This window comes from Herbiconiux liukaitaii (genome assembly GCF_041927495.1).
GTDB lineage: Bacteria > Actinomycetota > Actinomycetes > Actinomycetales > Microbacteriaceae > Herbiconiux > Herbiconiux liukaitaii.
This window is the reverse complement of sequence record NZ_JBHFHG010000003.1, coordinates 78,225-97,398: the sequence shown is the minus strand read 5'-3', so window position 1 is coordinate 97,398 and position 19,174 is coordinate 78,225. Positions and strand designations below refer to the sequence as shown.

General features: G+C 68.5%; 17 protein-coding genes and 1 tRNA gene. 12 read left to right on the top strand and 6 right to left on the bottom strand.

Annotated features, from left to right (window positions below; translation table 11 throughout):
- Positions 1–100: 100 nt before the first annotated feature.
- On the bottom strand, positions 101–1,516 hold the full coding sequence (locus ACEXQC_RS04875) for a zinc-dependent metalloprotease (protein ID WP_374819072.1): 1,416 nt from the start codon (positions 1,514–1,516) through the stop codon (positions 101–103).
- A gap of 255 nt (positions 1,517–1,771) precedes the next feature.
- On the opposite strand from ACEXQC_RS04875, the gene ACEXQC_RS04870 reads away from it, so the two are divergent.
- The 10 genes from ACEXQC_RS04870 (at position 1,772) to ACEXQC_RS04825 (ending at position 13,133) form a co-directional block, all read left to right on the top strand.
- The gene (locus ACEXQC_RS04870) at positions 1,772–2,998 is read left to right on the top strand and encodes a YlbL family protein (protein WP_374819069.1); all 1,227 of its coding nucleotides are present in this window, start codon (positions 1,772–1,774) and stop codon (positions 2,996–2,998) included.
- Positions 2,999–3,109: 111 nt separating this feature from the next.
- Entirely contained in the window at positions 3,110–6,064 is a 2,955-nt protein-coding gene (locus ACEXQC_RS04865; protein WP_374819066.1) for a UPF0182 family membrane protein, read from the top strand.
- A 47-nt stretch (positions 6,065–6,111) separates the two neighbouring features.
- Positions 6,112–6,185, top strand: a tRNA-Met gene (locus ACEXQC_RS04860).
- 159 nt (positions 6,186–6,344) lie between these two features.
- The gene (locus tag ACEXQC_RS04855; protein ID WP_374819064.1) at positions 6,345–7,400 is read left to right on the top strand and encodes an AI-2E family transporter; all 1,056 of its coding nucleotides are present in this window, start codon (positions 6,345–6,347) and stop codon (positions 7,398–7,400) included.
- Entirely contained in the window at positions 7,397–8,851 is a 1,455-nt protein-coding gene (gene cls / locus ACEXQC_RS04850) for a cardiolipin synthase (protein WP_374819061.1), read from the top strand. Before ACEXQC_RS04855 ends, cls begins: the two co-directional genes overlap by 4 nt.
- 79 nt (positions 8,852–8,930) lie before the next feature.
- Complete coding sequence (gene glsA, locus ACEXQC_RS04845) at positions 8,931–9,935, top strand: glutaminase A (RefSeq protein ID WP_374820123.1); 1,005 nt, start codon at positions 8,931–8,933, stop codon at positions 9,933–9,935.
- Positions 9,932–11,566 carry an MFS transporter gene (locus ACEXQC_RS04840; protein WP_374819059.1) on the top strand — a complete coding sequence of 545 codons (1,635 nt, stop codon included), beginning with the start codon at positions 9,932–9,934 and terminating at the stop codon, positions 11,564–11,566. The genes glsA and ACEXQC_RS04840 overlap by 4 nt, the downstream gene beginning before the upstream one ends.
- 135 nt (positions 11,567–11,701) lie before the next feature.
- Positions 11,702–12,253 carry an MmyB family transcriptional regulator gene (locus ACEXQC_RS04835; protein ID WP_374819057.1) on the top strand — a complete coding sequence of 184 codons (552 nt, stop codon included), beginning with the start codon at positions 11,702–11,704 and terminating at the stop codon, positions 12,251–12,253.
- Positions 12,250–12,762 (top strand): fluoride efflux transporter FluC, encoded by a 513-nt coding sequence (locus ACEXQC_RS04830; RefSeq protein ID WP_374819055.1) that lies wholly within the window; start codon positions 12,250–12,252, stop codon positions 12,760–12,762. The genes ACEXQC_RS04835 and ACEXQC_RS04830 overlap by 4 nt, the downstream gene beginning before the upstream one ends.
- Positions 12,759–13,133, top strand: a complete 375-nt coding sequence (locus ACEXQC_RS04825) for a fluoride efflux transporter FluC (RefSeq protein WP_374819053.1) — start codon at positions 12,759–12,761, stop codon at positions 13,131–13,133. Before ACEXQC_RS04830 ends, ACEXQC_RS04825 begins: the two co-directional genes overlap by 4 nt.
- Here the strand turns inward: ACEXQC_RS04825 and ACEXQC_RS04820 are convergent.
- Complete coding sequence (locus tag ACEXQC_RS04820) at positions 13,130–13,342, bottom strand: hypothetical protein (RefSeq protein WP_374819051.1); 213 nt, start codon at positions 13,340–13,342, stop codon at positions 13,130–13,132. The two genes, ACEXQC_RS04825 and ACEXQC_RS04820, sit on opposite strands and share 4 nt — an antisense overlap.
- A 125-nt stretch (positions 13,343–13,467) precedes the next feature.
- Here ACEXQC_RS04820 and ACEXQC_RS04815 point away from each other — a divergent pair, with 125 nt between their 5' ends.
- Positions 13,468–13,755, top strand: coding sequence for a hypothetical protein (locus tag ACEXQC_RS04815; RefSeq protein ID WP_374819050.1), 288 nt, complete (start codon positions 13,468–13,470; stop codon positions 13,753–13,755).
- 43 nt (positions 13,756–13,798) lie between these two features.
- On the opposite strand, the gene ACEXQC_RS04810 is transcribed toward ACEXQC_RS04815, so the two are convergent.
- Positions 13,799–14,929 (bottom strand): FAD binding domain-containing protein, encoded by a 1,131-nt coding sequence (locus tag ACEXQC_RS04810; protein ID WP_374819048.1) that lies wholly within the window; start codon positions 14,927–14,929, stop codon positions 13,799–13,801.
- 137 nt (positions 14,930–15,066) lie between these two features.
- Between ACEXQC_RS04810 and ACEXQC_RS04805 the strand changes: the two genes are divergently transcribed.
- On the top strand, positions 15,067–15,534 hold the full coding sequence (locus ACEXQC_RS04805) for a hypothetical protein (protein WP_374819046.1): 468 nt from the start codon (positions 15,067–15,069) through the stop codon (positions 15,532–15,534).
- A 57-nt stretch (positions 15,535–15,591) separates the two neighbouring features.
- Here ACEXQC_RS04805 and ACEXQC_RS04800 read toward each other — a convergent pair whose 3' ends face one another.
- From ACEXQC_RS04800 to ACEXQC_RS04790, 3 genes are read right to left on the bottom strand one after another with little or no spacing between them, the layout of a single operon-like run.
- Complete coding sequence (locus tag ACEXQC_RS04800) at positions 15,592–16,242, bottom strand: hypothetical protein (protein ID WP_374819044.1); 651 nt, start codon at positions 16,240–16,242, stop codon at positions 15,592–15,594.
- Entirely contained in the window at positions 16,229–17,860 is a 1,632-nt protein-coding gene (locus ACEXQC_RS04795; protein WP_374819042.1) for a VWA domain-containing protein, read from the bottom strand. The genes ACEXQC_RS04800 and ACEXQC_RS04795 overlap by 14 nt, the downstream gene beginning before the upstream one ends.
- A 53-nt stretch (positions 17,861–17,913) precedes the next feature.
- Complete coding sequence (locus tag ACEXQC_RS04790; RefSeq protein WP_374819040.1) at positions 17,914–19,083, bottom strand: hypothetical protein; 1,170 nt, start codon at positions 19,081–19,083, stop codon at positions 17,914–17,916.
- Between the last annotated feature and the right edge of the window lie 91 nt (positions 19,084–19,174).

Genomic DNA, 19,174 nt, shown 5'->3' with positions numbered 1-19,174 from the left:
ACCCGCTTCCGGCGACTCCATAGCCCGGATGCCTGGAAGACGGCAGAAAGAAGGGGGCGGTGCTCAGTGCACCGCCCCCCAAGCCGACCGAACGCGAACTCTAGGCCGCGGGCGGCTGCTCCTCGTCGTCCTTGGTCTGCTTGTCGACCTCGGCCTCGGCCTCGTCGGCCTTGGCCTCGCCGGCCTTCGTCTCGTCGTCTTTCGACTCCTCCGAGCGCAGCAGGTCTTCGAGTGCCTGGTCCATCTCGTCGGGCTCGGGCGCCGGCCCCAGCAGCCGCGCCACGAGAGCGGCGGGGTCGTCGAGATCCTCCGACGTCGGCACGAGGTCGGGATGCGACCACAGCGCATCCCGCTTCTCCTGCCCCACGGCCTCGGTGACCTGCTGCCACAGGGCGGCGGCATCGCGCAGGCGCCGCGGCCGCAGCTCGAGCCCGATGAGCGCACCGAACGCAGACTCGGCGGGCCCACCCGTGGCCCGGCGACGCCGCACCGTCTCGGCGATCGCGTTCCAGCGCGGCAACCTGCTCGAGGCCTGCGCCGTCACGACGTCGACCCAGCCCTCGATGAGCGCGAGCGTGTTCTCCAGTCGCGCGAGTGCGTGCAGCTGCTGCTCGGTCTTCGGCGGGATGAGCGCACCGGAGGCCATGGCGCTCCGCAGCTCCTCGGGGTTCGACGGGTCGAAACCGGCCGCGAGCTCCTCGAGCCGATCCGTGTCGATGGCGATGCCCTTGGCGAACTCGGTGATGGACGAGATGACGTGAAGCCGCAGCCACCGCGCGTGCCGGAACAGCCGGGCGTGAGCGAGCTCGCGGATGGCGAGGTACAGCTGCACCTCCTCGATCGGGATGTCGAGGCCCTCGCCGAACTCGGCCACGTTCTGCGGCACGAGAGCCGCCTGGCCCTCCTCCAGCAGCGGGATGCCGACGTCGCCGCCCGAGACGACCTCCTTCGAGAGCTGACCCACGATCTGGCCAAGCTGCATGGCGAAGAGGGTGCCGCCGAGGTTGCGCATCATCTGGCTGGCCCCCGCGATCATGCCGGCCATCTCCTCGGGCGCCTGGTCGCGCAGCACCGAGGTGAGCGCATCCGAGATGCTCACGGCCACGGGCTCGGAGAGCTCGGTCCAGACGGGGATGGTGGCGGATGCCCACTCGGTGCGGGTGAGCAGTCGCGGCGCGACGGCCGAGTCGGAGAGCGCGGTGACCTCATCGAGCCAGAGCGACGAGATGTGCAGCGCCTGCTCGAGCTGCGCCCGGGTCTGGTCGGTGACCGCGAGGCTCGCGGCCCCGGCGATCTGCTCGGCCTGCGTCTTGGCGGCACCCCAGTTGACCCCGTCGCTCGAGGACTGCATGGCGTTCTGCAGCTGCGCCATGAGCTGCTGCACGGCGGCCGGGTCAGACGGGAGGCCTGCGGCGCTGGCGAGTTTCGACGGGTCGATCTCCGAGTTGCCGGCGAGGAAGTCGCGCAGCATGTCGCGGAACTCGTCCTCCGAATCGTCGCGGGGCTGGTCGCTCACGGTGTTCCTCCTCAGTAGCGGCAGCGCGCAGGCGGAGCCCGGGATCGGCTCCCGGTACCGCATTCGGGAACTTCCATGCGCGCTGTCAGACAGTGCTCCTACGCTAACTGCTGGCCCGCCGCCCAGGCTGGGTTTTCGCATAAGCTTGACCGCTCGGCCGTGCGCCCGTGGCGAACATCCGGAAGCCGGCCCACCCGGCTCAGCCGGTCGCCTCCCGGTCCCCACCGGGGCGCCCGTTCCGAGCGAGAGGATCCCGTGACCCTGTTCCCATCCCCGGACGACCCGGATGCCACTCAGCCGCGCCCGCAGACGTCGCGACGTGCCCGCACCGGCTGGACCATGCTCGTCGTCGCCCTCGTGCTCGGTCTCGTGATGAGCTTCCTGCCCGCTCCCTACGTGATCGAGCAGCCGGGGCCCGTCTACGACACCCTCGGATCGCAGGAGCAGGACGGCGAGCAGGTTCCCCTCATCTCCATCGACGGCGTCGAGACCTATCCCACCGCCGGCACCCTCGACATGCTCACCGTCTCGGTGCGCGGCACGCGCGAGCAGCGCCCCTCGTGGGCCGAGATCGTCTCGGCGTGGTTCGACAGCAGCAAGGCCGTCGTTCCCATCGACCTCATCTACCCGCCGACGGTCACCACCGAGCAGCGCAACCAGCAGAACGCGGCGCTCATGGTCGACAGCCAGACCGAGGCGATCGCCGCGGCCCTCAGCGAGCAGGACATCGCCTTCACCCGCGAGGTGACGGTCGCGGCCGTCACCGACGACGGGGCGGCGGCCGGAGTGCTCGAGGCCGGCGACGCCATCCTCTCGGTCAACGGCACGGCGGTCGACGACATCGACGAGCTGCGGGCCGCGCTCGCCGAGAACGGCACCGAGACCCCCGCCACCCTCGTGGTGCGCTCGGGCGACCCCGCAGACGACGGCACCGCCGACGACTCGACGCAGGGCGACGACACCGACGACACGACGGAGGGCGACGACTCCGCAGACACCCAGCCAGCCCCCGAGCGCACCGTCGAGCTCACCCCCCGCACCTCGCCCGACTCCGCCGACCCCGTGCTCGGCATCTCGGTGACCTACGGCTACGAGTTCCCCTTCGACGTGCAGATCCAGCTCAACGACGTGGGAGGTCCGAGCGCCGGCATGATGTTCGCCCTGGGCATCATCGACAAGCTCACCCCCGGCGAGCTCAACGGCGGCGAGAGCGTGGCGGGCACCGGCACCATCGATGACGCAGGCACGGTGGGCGCCATCGGCGGCATCAGGCAGAAGCTCTTCGGGGCCCGCGACGCCGGCGCCGACTGGTTCCTCGCCCCCGCCAGCAACTGCGACGAGGTCGTGGGCCACGTGCCAGACGGAATCCAGGTGGTAGCGGTCGCCACCCTCGACGAGGCGCTCACCGCGGTCGAGACCATCGGCGACGGCGGAGACACCGGCTCCCTCACCACGTGCGACGCGGTGATGGCCCAGCAGTAGCCCCCTGTCACGGCTCCGGCACGGTCTCCCGCCAGTTCTCTCCCAGCGACCCCTCCCTAAGATGCAGGTGTCTAGGATTGATGGACACAGCACAGCGACCCAGAGGCACACGTGACTTCCCAAACAGCCGAGAAGCCCGCACGACGATCGAGAGTCACCCTCGCGATAGCAATCGCGATCGTGGTCGTCCTGGCGATTCTCTTCTTCGTCTTCTCCACGCTCTACACCGAGATCCTCTGGTACGACCAGCTCGGCTACCTGAGCGTGCTCACCACGCAGTGGCTCGCGGGCGGCGTGATGTTCGTCATCGGCTTCCTCGCCATGGCGCTGCCGGTGTGGATCTCGATCGAGATCGCGTTCCGTCGTCGCCCTGTCTACGCCAAGCTCAACTCGCAGCTCGACCGCTACCAGCAGGTCATCGAGCCGCTCCGCCGCCTCGCCACCTTCGGTGTGCCCGCCGTGCTCGGACTCTTCGCCGGTGTGGCCACCGCCTCGCGCTGGCAGCTCACGCTGCAGTACCTCAACCGCACCTCGTTCGGTCAGACCGATCCGCAGTTCGGCCTCGACATCTCGTTCTACATCTACGACCTGCCGTTCCTCCGCGGCGTCGTGGGCTTCGCCTCCGCCGTCGTGATCGTGGCGGGCCTCGCGGCCATCGCCACGAGCTACCTCTACGGGGCCATCCGCTTCAACCAGCGCGAGGTGCGCATCTCGAAGGTCGCGCGCATCCAGATGGCCATCACGGCCGCGCTCTACCTCGTGCTCCAGGCCATCAGCATCTGGCTCGACCAGTACGCCACCCTGGCCAACAGCTCCGGCCTCATCACGGGTGCCTCCTACGCCGACGTCAACGCCACCATCCCCGGCCTGCAGATCCTCGCCGGAGTCGCCGCCATCGTGGCCGTGCTCTTCATCGTCGCGGCCGTCATCGGCCGCTGGCGCCTGCCCATCATCGCCACGGCGCTCCTCATCGTGATCGCCCTCATCCTGGGGTCGCTGGCCCCCTGGGTGGTGCAGCGCTTCCAGGTCGACCCGAGCGAGCGCACGCTCGAGCAGGAGTACATCCAGCGCAACATCGACATGACGCGCGACGCGTACGGCATCTCCGATGTGGAGGAGACGCCCTACGACGCCACCACGGATGCCGAGGCGGGCGCCCTGCGCGATGATGCGGCCACCACGGCCAACATCCGCATCCTCGACCCCGCCCTCGTGACGCGCTCGTTCCAGCAGCTGCAGCAGTTCCGGCAGTACTACCAGTTCCCGCAGCAGCTCGACGTCGACCGCTACACCATCGACGGCCAGGTGCAGGATGCGGTGGTCACGGTGCGCGACATCGACATCGACGCGCTCGGCTCCTCCGCCACCTGGTACAACCAGACCGTCGTCTACACGCACGGCTACGGCGTGGTGGCGGCCTACGGCAACCAGCGCTCGGCCGACGGCCAGCCCGTGTTCCTCGAGTCGGGCATCCCGACCGTGGGTGAGCTCGGCGACTTCGAACCGCGCGTCTACTTCGGTGAGGACTCGCCGTCGTACTCGATCGTGGGCGGCCCCGAGGGCTCCGACAACATCGAGCTCGACTACCCGTCTGGCGAAGACGGCGCCTCGCAGACCTACACGACCTTCGACGGTGACGGCGGGCCCAAGCTCGACAACATCTTCAAGCGCCTCGTCTACGCGCTCAAGTTCCAGTCGGAGCAGATCGTGCTGTCGGATGCGGTGAACGACGACTCGCAGATCCTCTACGACCGCGACCCCGCCGAGCGCGTCTCGAAGGTCGCGCCGTACCTCACGATCGACTCGGATCCGTACCCCTCGGTGGTCGACGGCAAGGTCGTCTGGATCGTGGACGGCTACACCACGTCGGCGAACTACCCGTACTCGCGCGTGCAGTCGCTCAGCGAGTCCATCGCCGACACCTACACGCCCACGCCCGCGTACCCGGTCGACGACATCAACTACATCCGCAACTCGGTGAAGGCCACGGTGGATGCCTACGACGGCACCGTCACGCTCTACGCCTGGGACGAGACGGATCCGCTGCTCGAGACCTGGCAGAAGATCTACCCCTCCACGCTCAAGTCGATCGACGAGATGAGCGGCGACCTGATGAGCCACGTGCGGTACCCCGCCGATCTCTTCAAGGTGCAGCGCTCCATCCTCGGCCAGTACCACGTGACGGATGCGGGATCGTTCTACTCGCAGGAGGACGCGTGGACCACGCCGAACGACCCCACCTCCTCGTCGACGAGCCCCACGCTGCAGCCGCCGTACTACCTCACGCTGCAGATGCCCACGCAGGACGATCCGTCGTACTCGCTCTACTCGACGTTCATCCCGCTCACGCAGCAGGGGGCCGACACCTCCCGGAGCGTGCTCACGGGCTACCTCGCCGTGGATGCGAACGCGGGGGAGACCGACGGCACGAAGTCGGAGGACTACGGCAAGCTCCGATTGCTCACGCTGCCGAAGGACGACACGATCCCCGGCCCCGGTCAGGTGCAGAACAGCTTCTCCTCCGATCCGGCGGTCTCGTCGGCGCTCAACCTGCTGCGACAGGGTGAGAGCCAGGTGATCAGCGGAAACCTGCTGACGCTGCCGGTGGGCGGTGGTCTGCTCTACGTGCAGCCGGTCTACGTGCAGTCGCGCGGTGAGACGAGCTTCCCGCTGCTGCAGCGTGTGCTCGTGTCGTTCGGCAACAAGATCGCGTTCGAGAGCACACTCGACGGTGCGCTCGATGCGCTCTTCGACGGCGACTCGGGTGCTCAGGCGGGTGACGTCGACGTGACGCCGACCGACGGATCGGACCCGGTGGTCTCGGATCCGGACGACGGCACGGGCACGACGGACGGCACCGACGACGGCGGCGACGGCACCGCCACGCCGACAACGCCCACGACCCCGATCACGGGCTCCCCGGAGCTCGTGGCGGCCCTCACCGCCGCGCAGACGGCCCTGGCCGAGCGCGAGGCGGCCCTGAAGGCCGGCGACTGGACCGCTTACGGCGAGGCCGACGAGCGACTGCAGGCGGCCATCCAGGCGGCCATCACCGCCTCGGAGTAGCCGTGGTGCAACCGCCTCGCAGCGTGTGCTAGAGTTTCTTCTTGTGCCGCGGGGTGGAGCAGTTCGGTAGCTCGCTGGGCTCATAACCCAGAGGTCGCAGGTTCAAATCCTGTCCCCGCAACAAGAGAAGGCCCCGGATCCCAGTGATCCGGGGCCTTTTGCATGCGCACGGGCCCTTGCGTTGCTACATCTCCGACTCCTTTTCGCGCCGATCGCTCGAACTGAAGGCCGGAACGGGCATATCTTGTGATCGTCGAGCGCGGAGACACAGGGGGGCACGATGGTAGTGAACCGTTTGACGCAGAGCGGCCCGTTCCGTTTCGGTTTCGTCGCCACCCTCGGGGTGCTCCTCGCCCTGCTGCTCGGTGCCGCCATCACCTCGCTCAGCACCGCGCTCACCCTGATCTTCGTCGCGTTCTTCGTGTGTCTCGGCCTCTACCCCACGGTCCGGAGGCTCGAGGCGAGGAAGTTCTCCCGAACGGGGGCCGTGCTGACGGTCATCGCCGGGTTCCTCGTCGTGGTCGCTCTGCTGCTGTGGCTGGTCATCCCGATCGTGGTCGATCAGCTCGGTCAGCTCTTCAGCTACCTCCCCTCCGGGTACAACCGCATCGAGGACCAGCAGTGGTTCGTCGACGTGAACGACGCATTCGGGGGCGCACTGACTCCGGCGCTCGCCTGGCTGGAGACCACCGTCAGCGATCCGACGACCTGGCTGACCGTCGGCGGCGGCGCCCTCAAAGTCGGTGCGGGCTTTCTGAACGGGGTCTTCGGGGTGATCTTCGTGATCGCCCTGACGATCTACTTCGTGGCCGGCCTGGAGACCATCAAGACGAGCCTCTACTCCCTCGTTCCGGCATCCCGCCGGCCCGGTGTGATGGAACTCGGCGAGACCATCATGGAGTCGGTGGGCAAGTACCTCGGCGGAATGGTCGTGCTCGCCGCGATCAACGCGGTGTTCACCCTCATCCTGCTCACCATCGCGGGCGTGCCGTTCGCCCCGGTGCTCGCCGCGCTCGCGTTCCCGATCACGCTGATCCCGCTGGTGGGCAGCGTGATCAACCTCGTCATCGTCACCATGGTGGCGCTGTTCTCGGGCCCCGAGACCGCGCTGGTCGTGGGCATCACGATGCTCGTCTACGTGCAGTTCGAGGCGTATTTCCTGACGCCGCGGATCGTGGGCAAGGCGATCAGCATCCCCGGTTCGCTGGTGCTCATCGGCGCCATGATCGGGGGCACCCTCCTCGGTCTGCTCGGCGCCCTCATCGCCTGCCCGGTGACCGCCTCGGTGCTGCTCATCCTCAAGAAGGTCGTCGTGCCGAGACAGAACGCGGCGTGACCCCTCTCGAGGCGGGCGAGACACTCGCGCTCGCGCTGCTGGCCGCGCACGTCGTGCTCGGCTTCATCGCGGCCGTGCTGGTGTCGGCGAACCGTCGACCCTCGGCGGCGATCGCCTGGGTGCTGACGATCGTCTTCATCCCCTTTCTCGGCGCGATCGTCTTCTTGCTCGTCGGTCGCGGCCGGCTCCCCGCCCGGCGCCGACAGCAGCAGCGTGCCATGAACGCCCTGCTGCTCGAGAACACGGCTCCCGCGGCGCTCCCGCCCGACGCTGTTCTGGAACCCGGCTGGCTCTCCTCGATCACCCGCATGAACTCGGAGCTGGGCGCACTGCCCCTGGTCGGCGGCAACGCGGTGCGCATCATCGAGGGCTACACCGAATCGTTCGACGCGATGATCACCGCGATCGACGCCGCGCGGCTGCGGGTGCACGTGGAGTTCTACATCGCGGTGCTCGACGACTCCACCCGGCCGCTCTTCGAGGCGCTCACCCGAGCGGCGGCCCGCGGTGTCGACGTGAGGGTTCTCGCCGATCACCTCTCCGGTTTCCTCTACCCGCACCGCACCACCACCCAGCGGTTCCTCGCGGATGCCGGTGTGCAGTGGTTCGCGATGCTCCCGCTGCGGCCCTTCCGCGGCCAGTGGCAGCGACCCGATATGCGGAACCACCGCAAGCTCGTCGTCGTCGACGGAGCCGTGGCCTTCACCGGGTCGCAGAACCTCATCGACGAGACCTACCTCAAGCCCGCCAACATCGCCCGTGGCCTCCACTGGGTCGAACTGATGATCGAGATCGTCGGCCCGGCCGCACGGGAACTCGACGCCGTGTTCATCACCGACTGGGCCGCGGAGTCGGGCGAAGTCCTGCCCTTCGTCGCCCCCGGCGATCCGACCTCCGGCACGATCGCGCTTCAGACCGTGCCGAGTGGCCCGAGCTTCGACAACGACAACAACCTCAAGCTGTTCGCCGCCCTCATCCACAAGGCCGAGCGACGAATCAGCATCACCAGCCCCTACTTCGTGCCCGACGAGTCGATCCAGCTCGCTCTCGTGACGGCCGCGGCACGGGGATTGGAGATCGAGCTGTTCGTCTCCGAGATCGGCGATCAGAAGCTCGTGTTCCATGCCCAGCGCTCCTACTACGAGGCTCTCCTGCGAGCGGGCGTCGCCATCCACCTCTACAAGGCGCCCGCCGTGCTGCACTCGAAGCACTTCACCATCGACGACGACATCGCGGTCGTCGGCTCCAGCAACATGGACATCCGCTCGTTCAGCCTCAACGCGGAGGTGTCGATGCTGGTGCACTCGCGCGAGTTCGTGGAGAGGATGCGCGGCGTTGAGAACCGCTACCGGGCCCGGAGTGAGCAGCTGCAGCTCGGGGACTGGTTGCGTCGCCCGGTGGGGGAGAAGACCTGGGACAACCTCGCCCGCCTGACCTCGTCGCTGCAGTAGACATCGGATCGGACGAGGAGGATGGTTGGCCTCGTGGGCGGGCGGCCGTCGGGGATCGTGGGCGTTGTGGATCGGGGGGATCGTGGACGTAGATGCTGCTGATGTGAGGCAGTCCGTGAGCACGGGCCGAGTACCGGACGGATCTCGGATCGTGCACGTGCTCGACGCTGCGTATACCCGCGCGAAGGGTCACCGCGAGGGGAACGTCGCCGACTACATCCCCGTGCTGGCCGCCGCCGATCCGGAGGCGTTCGGGGTGTGCGTGATCGGAATCGACGGCGAGCGCCACGACATCGGCGACACCCTCGTGCGGTTCTCGATCCAGTCGATCTCCAAGGCCTTCGTCTACGCGCTCGTCGTCGAAGAACTCGGCCACGAGCGGGTGCTCGAGGTCGTCGGCGTGAACAACACCGGGCTCGCCTTCAACTCCGTGATCGCCATCGAACTGAACGACGGGCATCCGATGAATCCGATGGTGAACGCCGGGGCCCTCGCCACGACCGCTCTGATGCCCGGAGAGGATGCCGACGCGCAGTGGGCGGCCGTGCGCGACGGGCTGTCACGCTTCGCCGGCCGTCCGCTCGAGCTCGACAATGAGGTCTACCGCTCCGAGTCCGAGACGAACCAGCGCAACCGGGCGATCGCCCGGTTGCTGCAGAGCTACGGGCGCATCGAGCGCGACCCGGAGAGCGTGGTGGATGTCTACACCCGGCAGTGCGCCCTCTCGGTCGATGCCGGCGACCTGGCGGTGATGGCCGCGACGCTCGCCGACGGCGGGGTGAACCCGGTCACGGGGGAGCGCGTGGTCTCCGCGGTGGTCTGCCGCGACACCCTGGCCGTGCTCGCGGCGAACGGACTGTACGAGGCATCCGGGGAGTGGCTCTTCGAGATCGGGCTGCCCGGCAAGTCGGGCGTGGCCGGCGGCCTGGTCACGATCGCGCCGGGGAAGGTCGGCGTGGGCACGTATGCGCCGCGCCTCGACGACGCCGGCAACAGCGTGCGCGGTCAGATCGCCACGGCTTACCTGTCCCGGGCGCTGGGACTGAACATCTTCGCCTCCGCACCGTACAAGGAGCTCTCATGAGCACGACCGAAACGACCACGCCCGCACGAACCTCCTGGGTGCCCATGGTGGGGCTGTTCCTCGCCCAGATCCTGATGTCGTTCAACGTCTCCGCCCTCCCTGTATCGCTCGGGGGGATGGTGGACGACTTCGGTGTTCCGCCGACCGATGTCAGCACCGCGATCGTGACGTACGGCCTCGTCGTCGCCGCTCTTGTCATGGTCGGCGCCAAGATCGGCCAGAGAGTCGGCTGGGTCACGGTGTTCCGGGTCGTGGTGGTGCTCTTCGCCGTGTCGGCTCTGACGATGATCTTCGCGCCGTCGGTCGGGTGGGTCATCTTCGCCCAAGCGCTCGCCGGGGCATCCGCCGCGATCATCGTGCCCTCGCTGGTGGCCCTGATCGCCGAGAACTACCGTGGGGCGCAGCAGGCGACCGCCATCGGTTCGCTCGGGTCGGCGCGGGCCCTCGCGGGAGTGAGCGCCTTCCTCATCGGCGGTACCCTCGCCACCCTGGTGGGCTGGCGGCAGGTCTTCATCATCGTTCTCGTGCTCGCCGTCACGGTCTTCATCCTGAGCTTCCGCCTGCACTCCGAGAAGGGGAACCCCGCGGTCAAGATCGACGTCGTCGCGGCCCTGATCATCGGCGTCGGCATCGTGATGCTGACGCTCGGGGTGAACAACCTCAACGGGTGGGGTCTGCTCCAAGCCGGCCCAGGCGCCCCCTTCGACGTGGCCGGGCTCTCGCCCGCACCGCTCCTGATCGTGCTCGGCGTGATCTCCGTGCAGCTCTTCTTCACCTGGACCAGGCGGCGCACGAAAGCAGGGAAGGTTCCGCTCGTCAGCCTGTCGGTGTTCGGGTCGTCGAAGGAACGGGCCGCCATCTACGCGATGTTCATCGTGGTGCTGATGGAAGCGGCGCTCAACTTCACCGTGCCGCTCTACATCCAGATCGTGCAGGGCCGGACGCCGTTCGACACCTCCCTGGCGATGCTGCCGTTCAACCTCACCGTCTTCGTGACCGCCACCCTCGTCGTGCGGTTCTACGGCCGCTTCTCGCCGCGGGCCATCGGGATGTTCTCCTTCGTGCTCACGACGATCGCCCTCGTCTGGCTCTCGTTCGTCGTCACGAACAACTGGGAGACCCTGCCGACCATCCTCGGCCTGGTCATCTTCGGCGTCGGCCAGGGCGCGCTCGTCACCCTCGTGTTCAACGTGCTCGTCACCGCGTCGCCCAAAGAACTCGCGGGTGACGTGGGTTCCGTGCGCGGCACCACCCAGAACCTCGCCTCTGCGGTCGGTACAGCCGTCGCCGGTGCGCTGCTGGTCGGCATCCTGAGCGCGAACATCGCTTCCGCTCTCGCCACTGACGTGGACCTGCCGCCGTCGATCGTGTCGCAGGTCGACCTCGACAGTGTCAACTTCGTGAGCAACGACCGACTCCGCGAGACCCTGAGCGCAACGGATGCCTCACCCGCGGAGGTGGATACGGCCATCGCACTGAACGAAGAGGCTCGGCTCCGTGCACTGAAGCTCGGCCTGATCGCTCTGGCGGGCGTCAGCGCACTGGCCATCATCCCCGCCAGTCGCCTGCCCCAGTACCGAGCAGGCGAGGTTCCGGAGTCCGTCGCCACCGGGCGATCTGAGCCGGTCTGAGCATCCGCACCACCATCCAGGACCTGGAGCAGGTCGATCACGACCGGCCCATCCCCGCCGCTGGGGTTGCTACATTCATCGAGACCACGGGCTGCGCCCTTCCGCACGCCGAAGCCGCCGAGTTAGCGTGAGCGTATGAACGCCGACGATGCGCACACCGAATCGCGAGCCGCCATCCGGGCGCTGATCTCGACCTGGCAGGGGATACCCGCGGTTCTGTGCGACCGGCACTTCACCGTCGTCGGCGCCAACGACGCCGCCCGTGCCCTGTCTCCCGCGTTCACCGAGGGAGTGAACCTCGCTCGTTTCACCTTCGTCGACGCGGACATCGATCGGGATGACGCCATGTACGACACTGCGGCGAACCAGGTCGCCGCGATGCTCCGCGAATCCCTGGACCAGCATCACGGTGATGCCCAGTTCCGGGGGATCGTGGGTGACCTCTCCGTGATGAGCAGCGACTTCGCCGTGGCGTGGGCCGACGACTCCCTCTCGGCCAAGGCCGCCGGCGTGATCGACTTCACCGCGACGCCGGTGGGCCTCATCCGGCTGGGCTATCAGGTGCTGCGGGTCGCCGGCACAGAGGACGATTCGCTTCTGGTGTGGGGCGCTGCAGACCAGGCCTCCTCCGACTCCCTGTCGCGACTGCTGGGCGGCGCCGAAACCGCCAGAGGCGAACGCCTGTGAGCAGGGGAGCCACCGCAGCCCCACCCAGCGCACCCGTGGGGACGATGGCCGCCACACCGCGCACCGAGACCCCCGACCACCGTTCCTGGTCGGCCGCCCTGATGGTATTCCTCGGCGGTGCGGTGGGCACGGTGTCGCGGGAATCCCTGGATCTCGTCACTCCGAGCGACCAGCTCATGTTCACCACGCTCGCGATCAACATCGTGGGGTCGTTCGCGCTGGCTGCTGTGTACACGCTGCTCCTCGCCCGCCGCCCGGCAGCGACGTTCGGGCGCCGGGTGCGACTCGTGGTCGGAACGGGCTTCATGGGCGGCTTCACGACCTACGGATCGTTCGCGGTGGCGACCGCGGCGGCCGCAGGGCAGGGCTCGGTCGGTGATGCGGTGATCTACGGTCTCGGCAGCATCGTCCTCGGAGTCGCAGCCGCCCTTCTGGGCCGGTGGGCGGTCGAACTGGGCAGTCGGCGGACGAGGACGGCGGCCGAACCCGAACCGGTGGCGACCCCGTGACCTCGTTCGATCCGCTCGTCATCATCGGGATCGCTCTGGCGGGTGGTCTGGGTGCGGTCGCCCGACTCGTCGTCGGCGGCACGCTCCAGCAGTGGTCGGGGTGGAAGTTCCCCATCGGCACCGCCGCCATCAACGTGGGCGGATCCTTCGCGCTCGGCCTCGTGATGAGTGCGGCGACGGCGTCGTTCGCGCCGGCGTGGGTGGCGATCATCGGCACGGGCCTGCTCGGCGGATTCACCACCTTCAGCACCGCCAGCGTCGACACCGCCGATCTCGTGCGGGGTCGGCTGTGGGGGCGCGCGGTGGCGAACGCCGGCGTGGTCGGCATCCTGTCGATCTCCGCAGCGGCGCTCGGATACTCCCTCTTCTAGGTGGCCGGCCACCCCTTCAGGGGACCGCGGAGTGCGCGACCGGTCATCCTGGTCTGCAGCACCTGCTGGAACAGCTCGTGCGCGCGGGTGCCCTCCTCGACCGGCCGGAAGGCCATGAAGAACCCACCCGGCACGTCGAGCACCTGCCACGGGATCTCCACGAACTCTGGCAGGTCGCGTCGTTGTGACGGCCGTGCCCGGCGGGGCATCCGTTCCGACGGGAGAGGAACACGGTTGCTACTTCAGTCCGTTGTGTGCGGCCCGTGAGCGCGGATATCGTCGCCCCGATGGGGCCTGGTGCTCAGCCGGCCCCCGCGACGGAAGGACCAGCCCCATGCCCGATTCGATCCACGGCCACTTGGGTCAGCATCACCGCACGACCCTCGAGCACATCGCTCGGCACCCCACCACGCACAACCTCGAGTGGCACGACGTCATCGCCCTGCTGCAGGAGGTCGCCGAGGTGCGCGAGGAGCACGACGGCAAGTTCGTCGTGAAGCTGGGCGACGACCGCATCGTGCTGACGAAGCCCCGCCACAAGGACGTCGACGAGCAGATGGTGATCGACCTGCGTCGCCTCTTCACAGACGCCGGCTACCTGCAGAAGGACGGGCCGGCCTGACGCGCGTCGTCGCTGTCCTCGTGCCGCACCCTGCGGCGAGGGGTCATCGGTGGGCGAACGGGAGCGATGCCGCGAGGCGTCGCCCGTAGTCGGAGATCGCCCGGCCCACAGGCAGGCGTTCGCGGTCGTAGCGGGAGAGGGCCTGGTGCAGGGGCAGGTCGGCCAGGAGGGTCGCGAGGGTCATCGCGTCGCCGGCGGCCTTGGCTGCGCCCATCGCGGTGTGGGGTCTGACCATCACGGCCGCATCTCCGAGCAGGGCCACGCGGCCTCGCGCCATCCGCGGGGGCACGTAGTCGAAGATGGCTTGGAGGAAGGGCTCGCTCTCGGCCACCACCGCGGCAGCGAAAGGGCGGGGCAGCTCGCGCAGGCCATCTGCCACCAGCGAATCCCGCAGCTCCGCGGGCAGCTGACTCGGCGCGAGCGAGACGCTCTGCCGTGAACGCCCGCATCGCGCCATGAGGTCGCTCAGCTGATCGGCGGTCATCGGCCTGTACCAGACCCAGTTGTACCGTCGGCTGCCGCGGTGCACTTCGCCGGCGGGGCCCGGCACGAGATAGCCGAGCATGTGCGCGTTCGGTCCGTTGAAGAAGGCGAAGCGGTCCAGGAGCGTCTCGGCGGCATCGGCAGGCAGCGAGGTCTCAGCCACGAGTCCTCGCCAGGTGACGTAGCCGACGTAGGTGTTCTCCCGATGCTCGGGGGCCACTGCGTCACGAGTCACGGAGTTGAGCCCATCAGCGCCGATGACCAGATCGAACCGCTCACGGCGGCCGCCCGCGAACTGCACGATGGCGTGCTGATCCGTCGACTCGACGCTCTGCACCGGGCTCGAGAGCCGGTAGGCATCGGCGGGGAGGAGCGACCGCAGGACCTCGTAGAGGTGGTCCCAGGAGAGCTGCGTCTGCGGGGAGGGATCGCTGTACGCGACCCGGCCATCACGCGCCAGGGTGATCCTCTCCCGAGCGACCACGCCCACTCGGGCGGCATCGTCGCGCCCCACCTCGTGGAGCAGGGCGAACAGCTCCTGCTGAGCGACCAGTCCGGCACCGCGCCGAGCCAGACCGTGAACGGATCGCTCGAGCACGGTGACCCGGTGGCCGTCACGGGCCAGCAGAGTGGCCGCGAACAGCCCACCGATCGATCCGCCCACCACGGCGATGTCAAGCGTGTCGACCATCTCGGAGCTCCCCACCTCGGTCCCTCCCCAGACGCTACCGCCGCTCTCTCCGCCCCTGCCCCGACAGTCGTAGGAACCCAGGTCTACACCTGTCCAGTGGGCTACAGTTGTAGGAGTCTTTGCGGGAAGGGGAACGGATGCAGCAGAACGGGATCATGATGCCGGCCACACGCGCGGGGGCGATCCGAGGATGGACGATCGTCGCGATCGTGGCTCTGGTGGTGGGCGGGATCGTGCTGATCGTCGGAACACTGATGCTGCTGGTGGCGTTCTTCGACGGGTTCGACGCATTGGTGCGAGCGGTGATCACGCTGTCGGTGGGCTTCCTCATCTTCGTGCTGGCCATCGTGGGCACCTCGGTGCGCATCTCGCTCTACGGAGCCGAGCGGCGTGAGGTCGAAGGCGCCCTCGCCAACTCCGGCTACGGACAGGTCGATGTGAGGCGCCTCTTCGGCAAGCAGGCCGTCGTCTCGTCCTCGGGGCACTGGCTGCGCCTCCGCCGCGAGAGGAACGATCGCGGCGCCTGGCTCATCGTCGACGCGACCCCCGCCGGCCCCGGCCCCGCCGGCCCCGGCCCCGCCGGCCCCGGCTCCTTCCAGTACTGACCCACCACCCGCCTGATCCAGGTGCACCGCGGACCGGGCGTTCGCGAAACGGCGCACTCAGAGGTCGAGCTCGGAGCGGCCGAACTTCTGACGGAGGAAACGGCTCTGATCGCTCAGGGCGGCGGCGTCGCGGGCGTAGACGGCGGTGCGGATGCGGTCGCTCTCGCTCTCGAGGAGGGCGAGCTGCTCGAGCAGCTCCTCGTGCGCGCTCTTCCTGCCCTCGACGCGCGAGGAGAGCGCGTAGGTGCGGGGGAGGTTGACGAAGGTCTGGACCGAGGTGGGCAGGTAGTCGACGATCATCCGCTCCACGACGTGGCGCTGCTCGGGCGCCGACGCGAGGTCGTCCCACCTGGCCACGATCTCGTCGAGAGCGTCGAGGATGCGACCGAGGATCGAGTTCGCCTCGTCGGTGAGTCTCCGAGCCTCTCCCTTCATCGAGCGGCGCAGCACCGTCAACTGGGCGCCGAGTTCTTCGGCCGACACTGCCGCCCCGACGTCGAGGCGGAGGTCGATGAGATCGCGAGGTGCGACCAGCGCTCCGACCCCGTAGCTGGCCACGACGACCAGGGGCCAGAGAGGGCCGAGACCGAAGACGAGCTCGGCGCCCACGGCCGCTGCCGCGAGCGCGGCGCCGGCGATGTTCTTGGTGGAGCCGATCCAGCGCCCGGCCCTCGTGCCCCAGAAGCCACCCGGTCTACTGGTAGCCACGGATCTCCTGGAACGCGCCGGAGAGGTCACCGCTCAGCGCGTCGAACACCTCGCCACCGGTGAGGTCGGCGACTCGGGTCAGTTCGTCGACGTTGCCGTTGCCGAACAGCACCACGTAGGTGCGGATGCCGTCGCCGTCATCGCCGAGATCGTCGTGGAAGAGCTCGAAGTCGTCGATCGTGGCGCCGTCGGTGTTCGCCCCGTCGGTCATCAGCACGATCGACACGAAGGTGTCCGGCCTCTCCGCCTTCTGACCGACGGCCAAGCGGTAGGCCTCCTCGAGCGAATCGTAGATCGCCGTACCTCCGTCGGCCACCAGGGCGTCGGCTTCGACGCGGATCCGCTCGAGCGCCGGGCTCTTGTCGTCGCTCGGCACATCGATCACCACCGGGGTCTTCGGGGCGTCGCTGAACGGGATGAGCGACACCCGTTCCCTACTGCGGAACGCGGCGAATCCGCCCGCCGTCGATTCGTCGGCGCCGGCGAGGTCCTCGAGCGCCTGCTGCAGTTGCCCGAGCCGCCCCTCGTCGCTCATCGATCCCGAGGTGTCGAGCACGAAGATGGTCTGGGCGGGGGCACGAGCCGATTCGAGGTAGGTGGAGATCAGCGTGTTCGCGACATCGAGGGTGTTCGGGAACGGGGTCTCGAAGAGGATGCCGCTCGGAAAAGCCGAACCCGTGTCGATTCCGGGCACTCCGGGTCGGCGGTGGGTGTCGGCCACGATCTGCTTCTGCACATCGGGCGTGGTGAGCCACTCTGTGAGCGAATCGAACAGGGGCCTCTTGGCCTCCTCCGCCGAGCTCAGCAGGGTGAGGGGGTAGTCGCTCGTGACGACGCCGTCGCTCGGGGTCACGATCGAGAGGCTCTCACCTCCGGTCTGCAGTCCCATCAGAACCGACTCGTAGTTGATCATGCCGTCGACCAGGCCGGGGTCGTCGACGAAGGTGTCGGCCAGGAACCCCGACGAGCCGGCCGTCAGTTCCTGACCGGAGAAGAAGCTGGTGAGACCGGGGGTGACCGCGTCGATGTCGGACTCGGTGAGGGCCGAGCCCGTGCCCGACAGTGCGGTGGCGACTGCCACGAGAGCGCTGAAGCCCGAGTTGCTGGCGGCGGGGTTGGTCATGCCGTAGGTGAACTCGCCCGCAGCGACGGCGGTGGAGAGATCGGCCCAGGTCGGGATCGTCTCGTTCCAGCCCAGGCGCTCCACCACCTCGGGCCGCAACCCGAGCACCACGGGGGAGCTCATGATCTTCACGCTCGACTCGATCGCCGAGCTCGCGCCGGGCAGCAGCGAGAGGTAGCGGTTGTTGGGGAACCAGGTGGCGTCGTAGCGGCCCACGGCTCCGCCGGAGGCCACGAGCTCGGTGCCCTCCAGCGTGCCCATGTACTCGAAGGCCACCTTCACCCCGATGTCGTCGGCCGCCTGCTCGAGCAGCGGCACCATGTCCTTGACCTCGCTGCCGGCGAGCACCCGCAGGGTCTGGTCGTCGTCCGGGAGGGCGACAGAACCGCCGTTGCCGTCATCGGGGGCGTCGGAGCCCCCGCCGAACGGGATGCATCCGGTCAGCAGCAGAGCGGCCGCGGCCAGCACCGCGGCGAGGGGGATCCGGCGGCCCATGACTCAGTCCCGACTCTCGGACTGGGCGGATCTCGGGTCGAGCGGTGACTCGGTCATTGTTCTCCCTCTCCGGATTCGACCGGGGGCGGTGGGGTGGTGTAGCGGTCGGAGATCTCCGAGATCATCGACTCGAGGGTCTCGTAGCTCGGCGGTTCGACCACGTCCACCGGGTCCTCGGGGATCGCGACGCCGCGCTCGGTGAGGGTGTTGCGGAACACCGTGGCGTCGGCGGGCCGGAATCCGTAGCGTGCGGCGAGTTCGGCGAGTCGCGGGTCCTCCGCGAGCAGTCGTCCGACTTCGTCGCCCGGGCCGGTGAGCGGCACGACGGTGTGCTTCGAGAGCACGGTGGGTTCGGGATACATCAGCAGCATCTGGTCGGTGATCGCGGAGGAGCCGGTGTCACTCATCTGGCGGCCGAGGAACTGGGCCTCGTAGATCATCACCATCGGTTTCGACCCGATCCCCTGCGAGAGGTAGTCCTCGAACGGCGCCTCGGAGGACGAGGCCGAGAACCCCTGCTCGAGGTAGAGCGCAGCCAGCTCGTCGATGACCGCATCCTGAGCGTCGGGCGAGCTCACGACGGCCCGGTCGTTGGCCACGTAGGACGCCATCGAGAGGTACATGGCCGCGGAGTTCGACTGCCGGATGTCTGTGCTCGAGATGAGCACGGAGCGCGAGCTCGGGTAGAGCTCGCCCGCACCCGGCAGATCGCTCCAGCGGGTGCCCGCCTCGACGGCCGCCAGGTAGGCGGCGAGATCGAGATGCCTGGTTCCCGCGGCGTCCTGGGAGGCCAGGCCGCCCGCCTGAAGCAACTCCACGATGGGTTGGAACGTGGCGATGGCCATGGGGGAGTAGAACGGGGCGTAGACGGTCGAGGCTCCGGTCTCCCGCCTGATCTTCTCGGCCGCCGGAGCCGAGGAGGGGAAGGCGAAGTCGTACTGGGCGAGGTCGACCCCGGTCGCGATCTGACGCGAGCCCGCGGTGACGACGCGCACCTCGAGCCCGTTCTCCGCGAACACCGCCGCCACGGCCGGGTCGTCGAAGAACGGCTTCTTCTCGCTGCCGATGACGCCGTTCACGACGGTGAGGTCCTGACTCGGCTGCGTCGACTCGGCCGAGTCACCTGGCTGCAGCAACCGGCCCCAGAACACCGCGAGCACGATGCCCACGATGAGCACGACGGCGAGACTCAGCCCGATCGCGCGTTTCACTGCTGCGTTCATCGCCACCGTCGCGGGTTCGAGATTGCCATCGCCTCCAGGCTATGGTCCTCGCTGCCCGGCTCCGTGGGTGATGCCGCGACCGCGCACACTG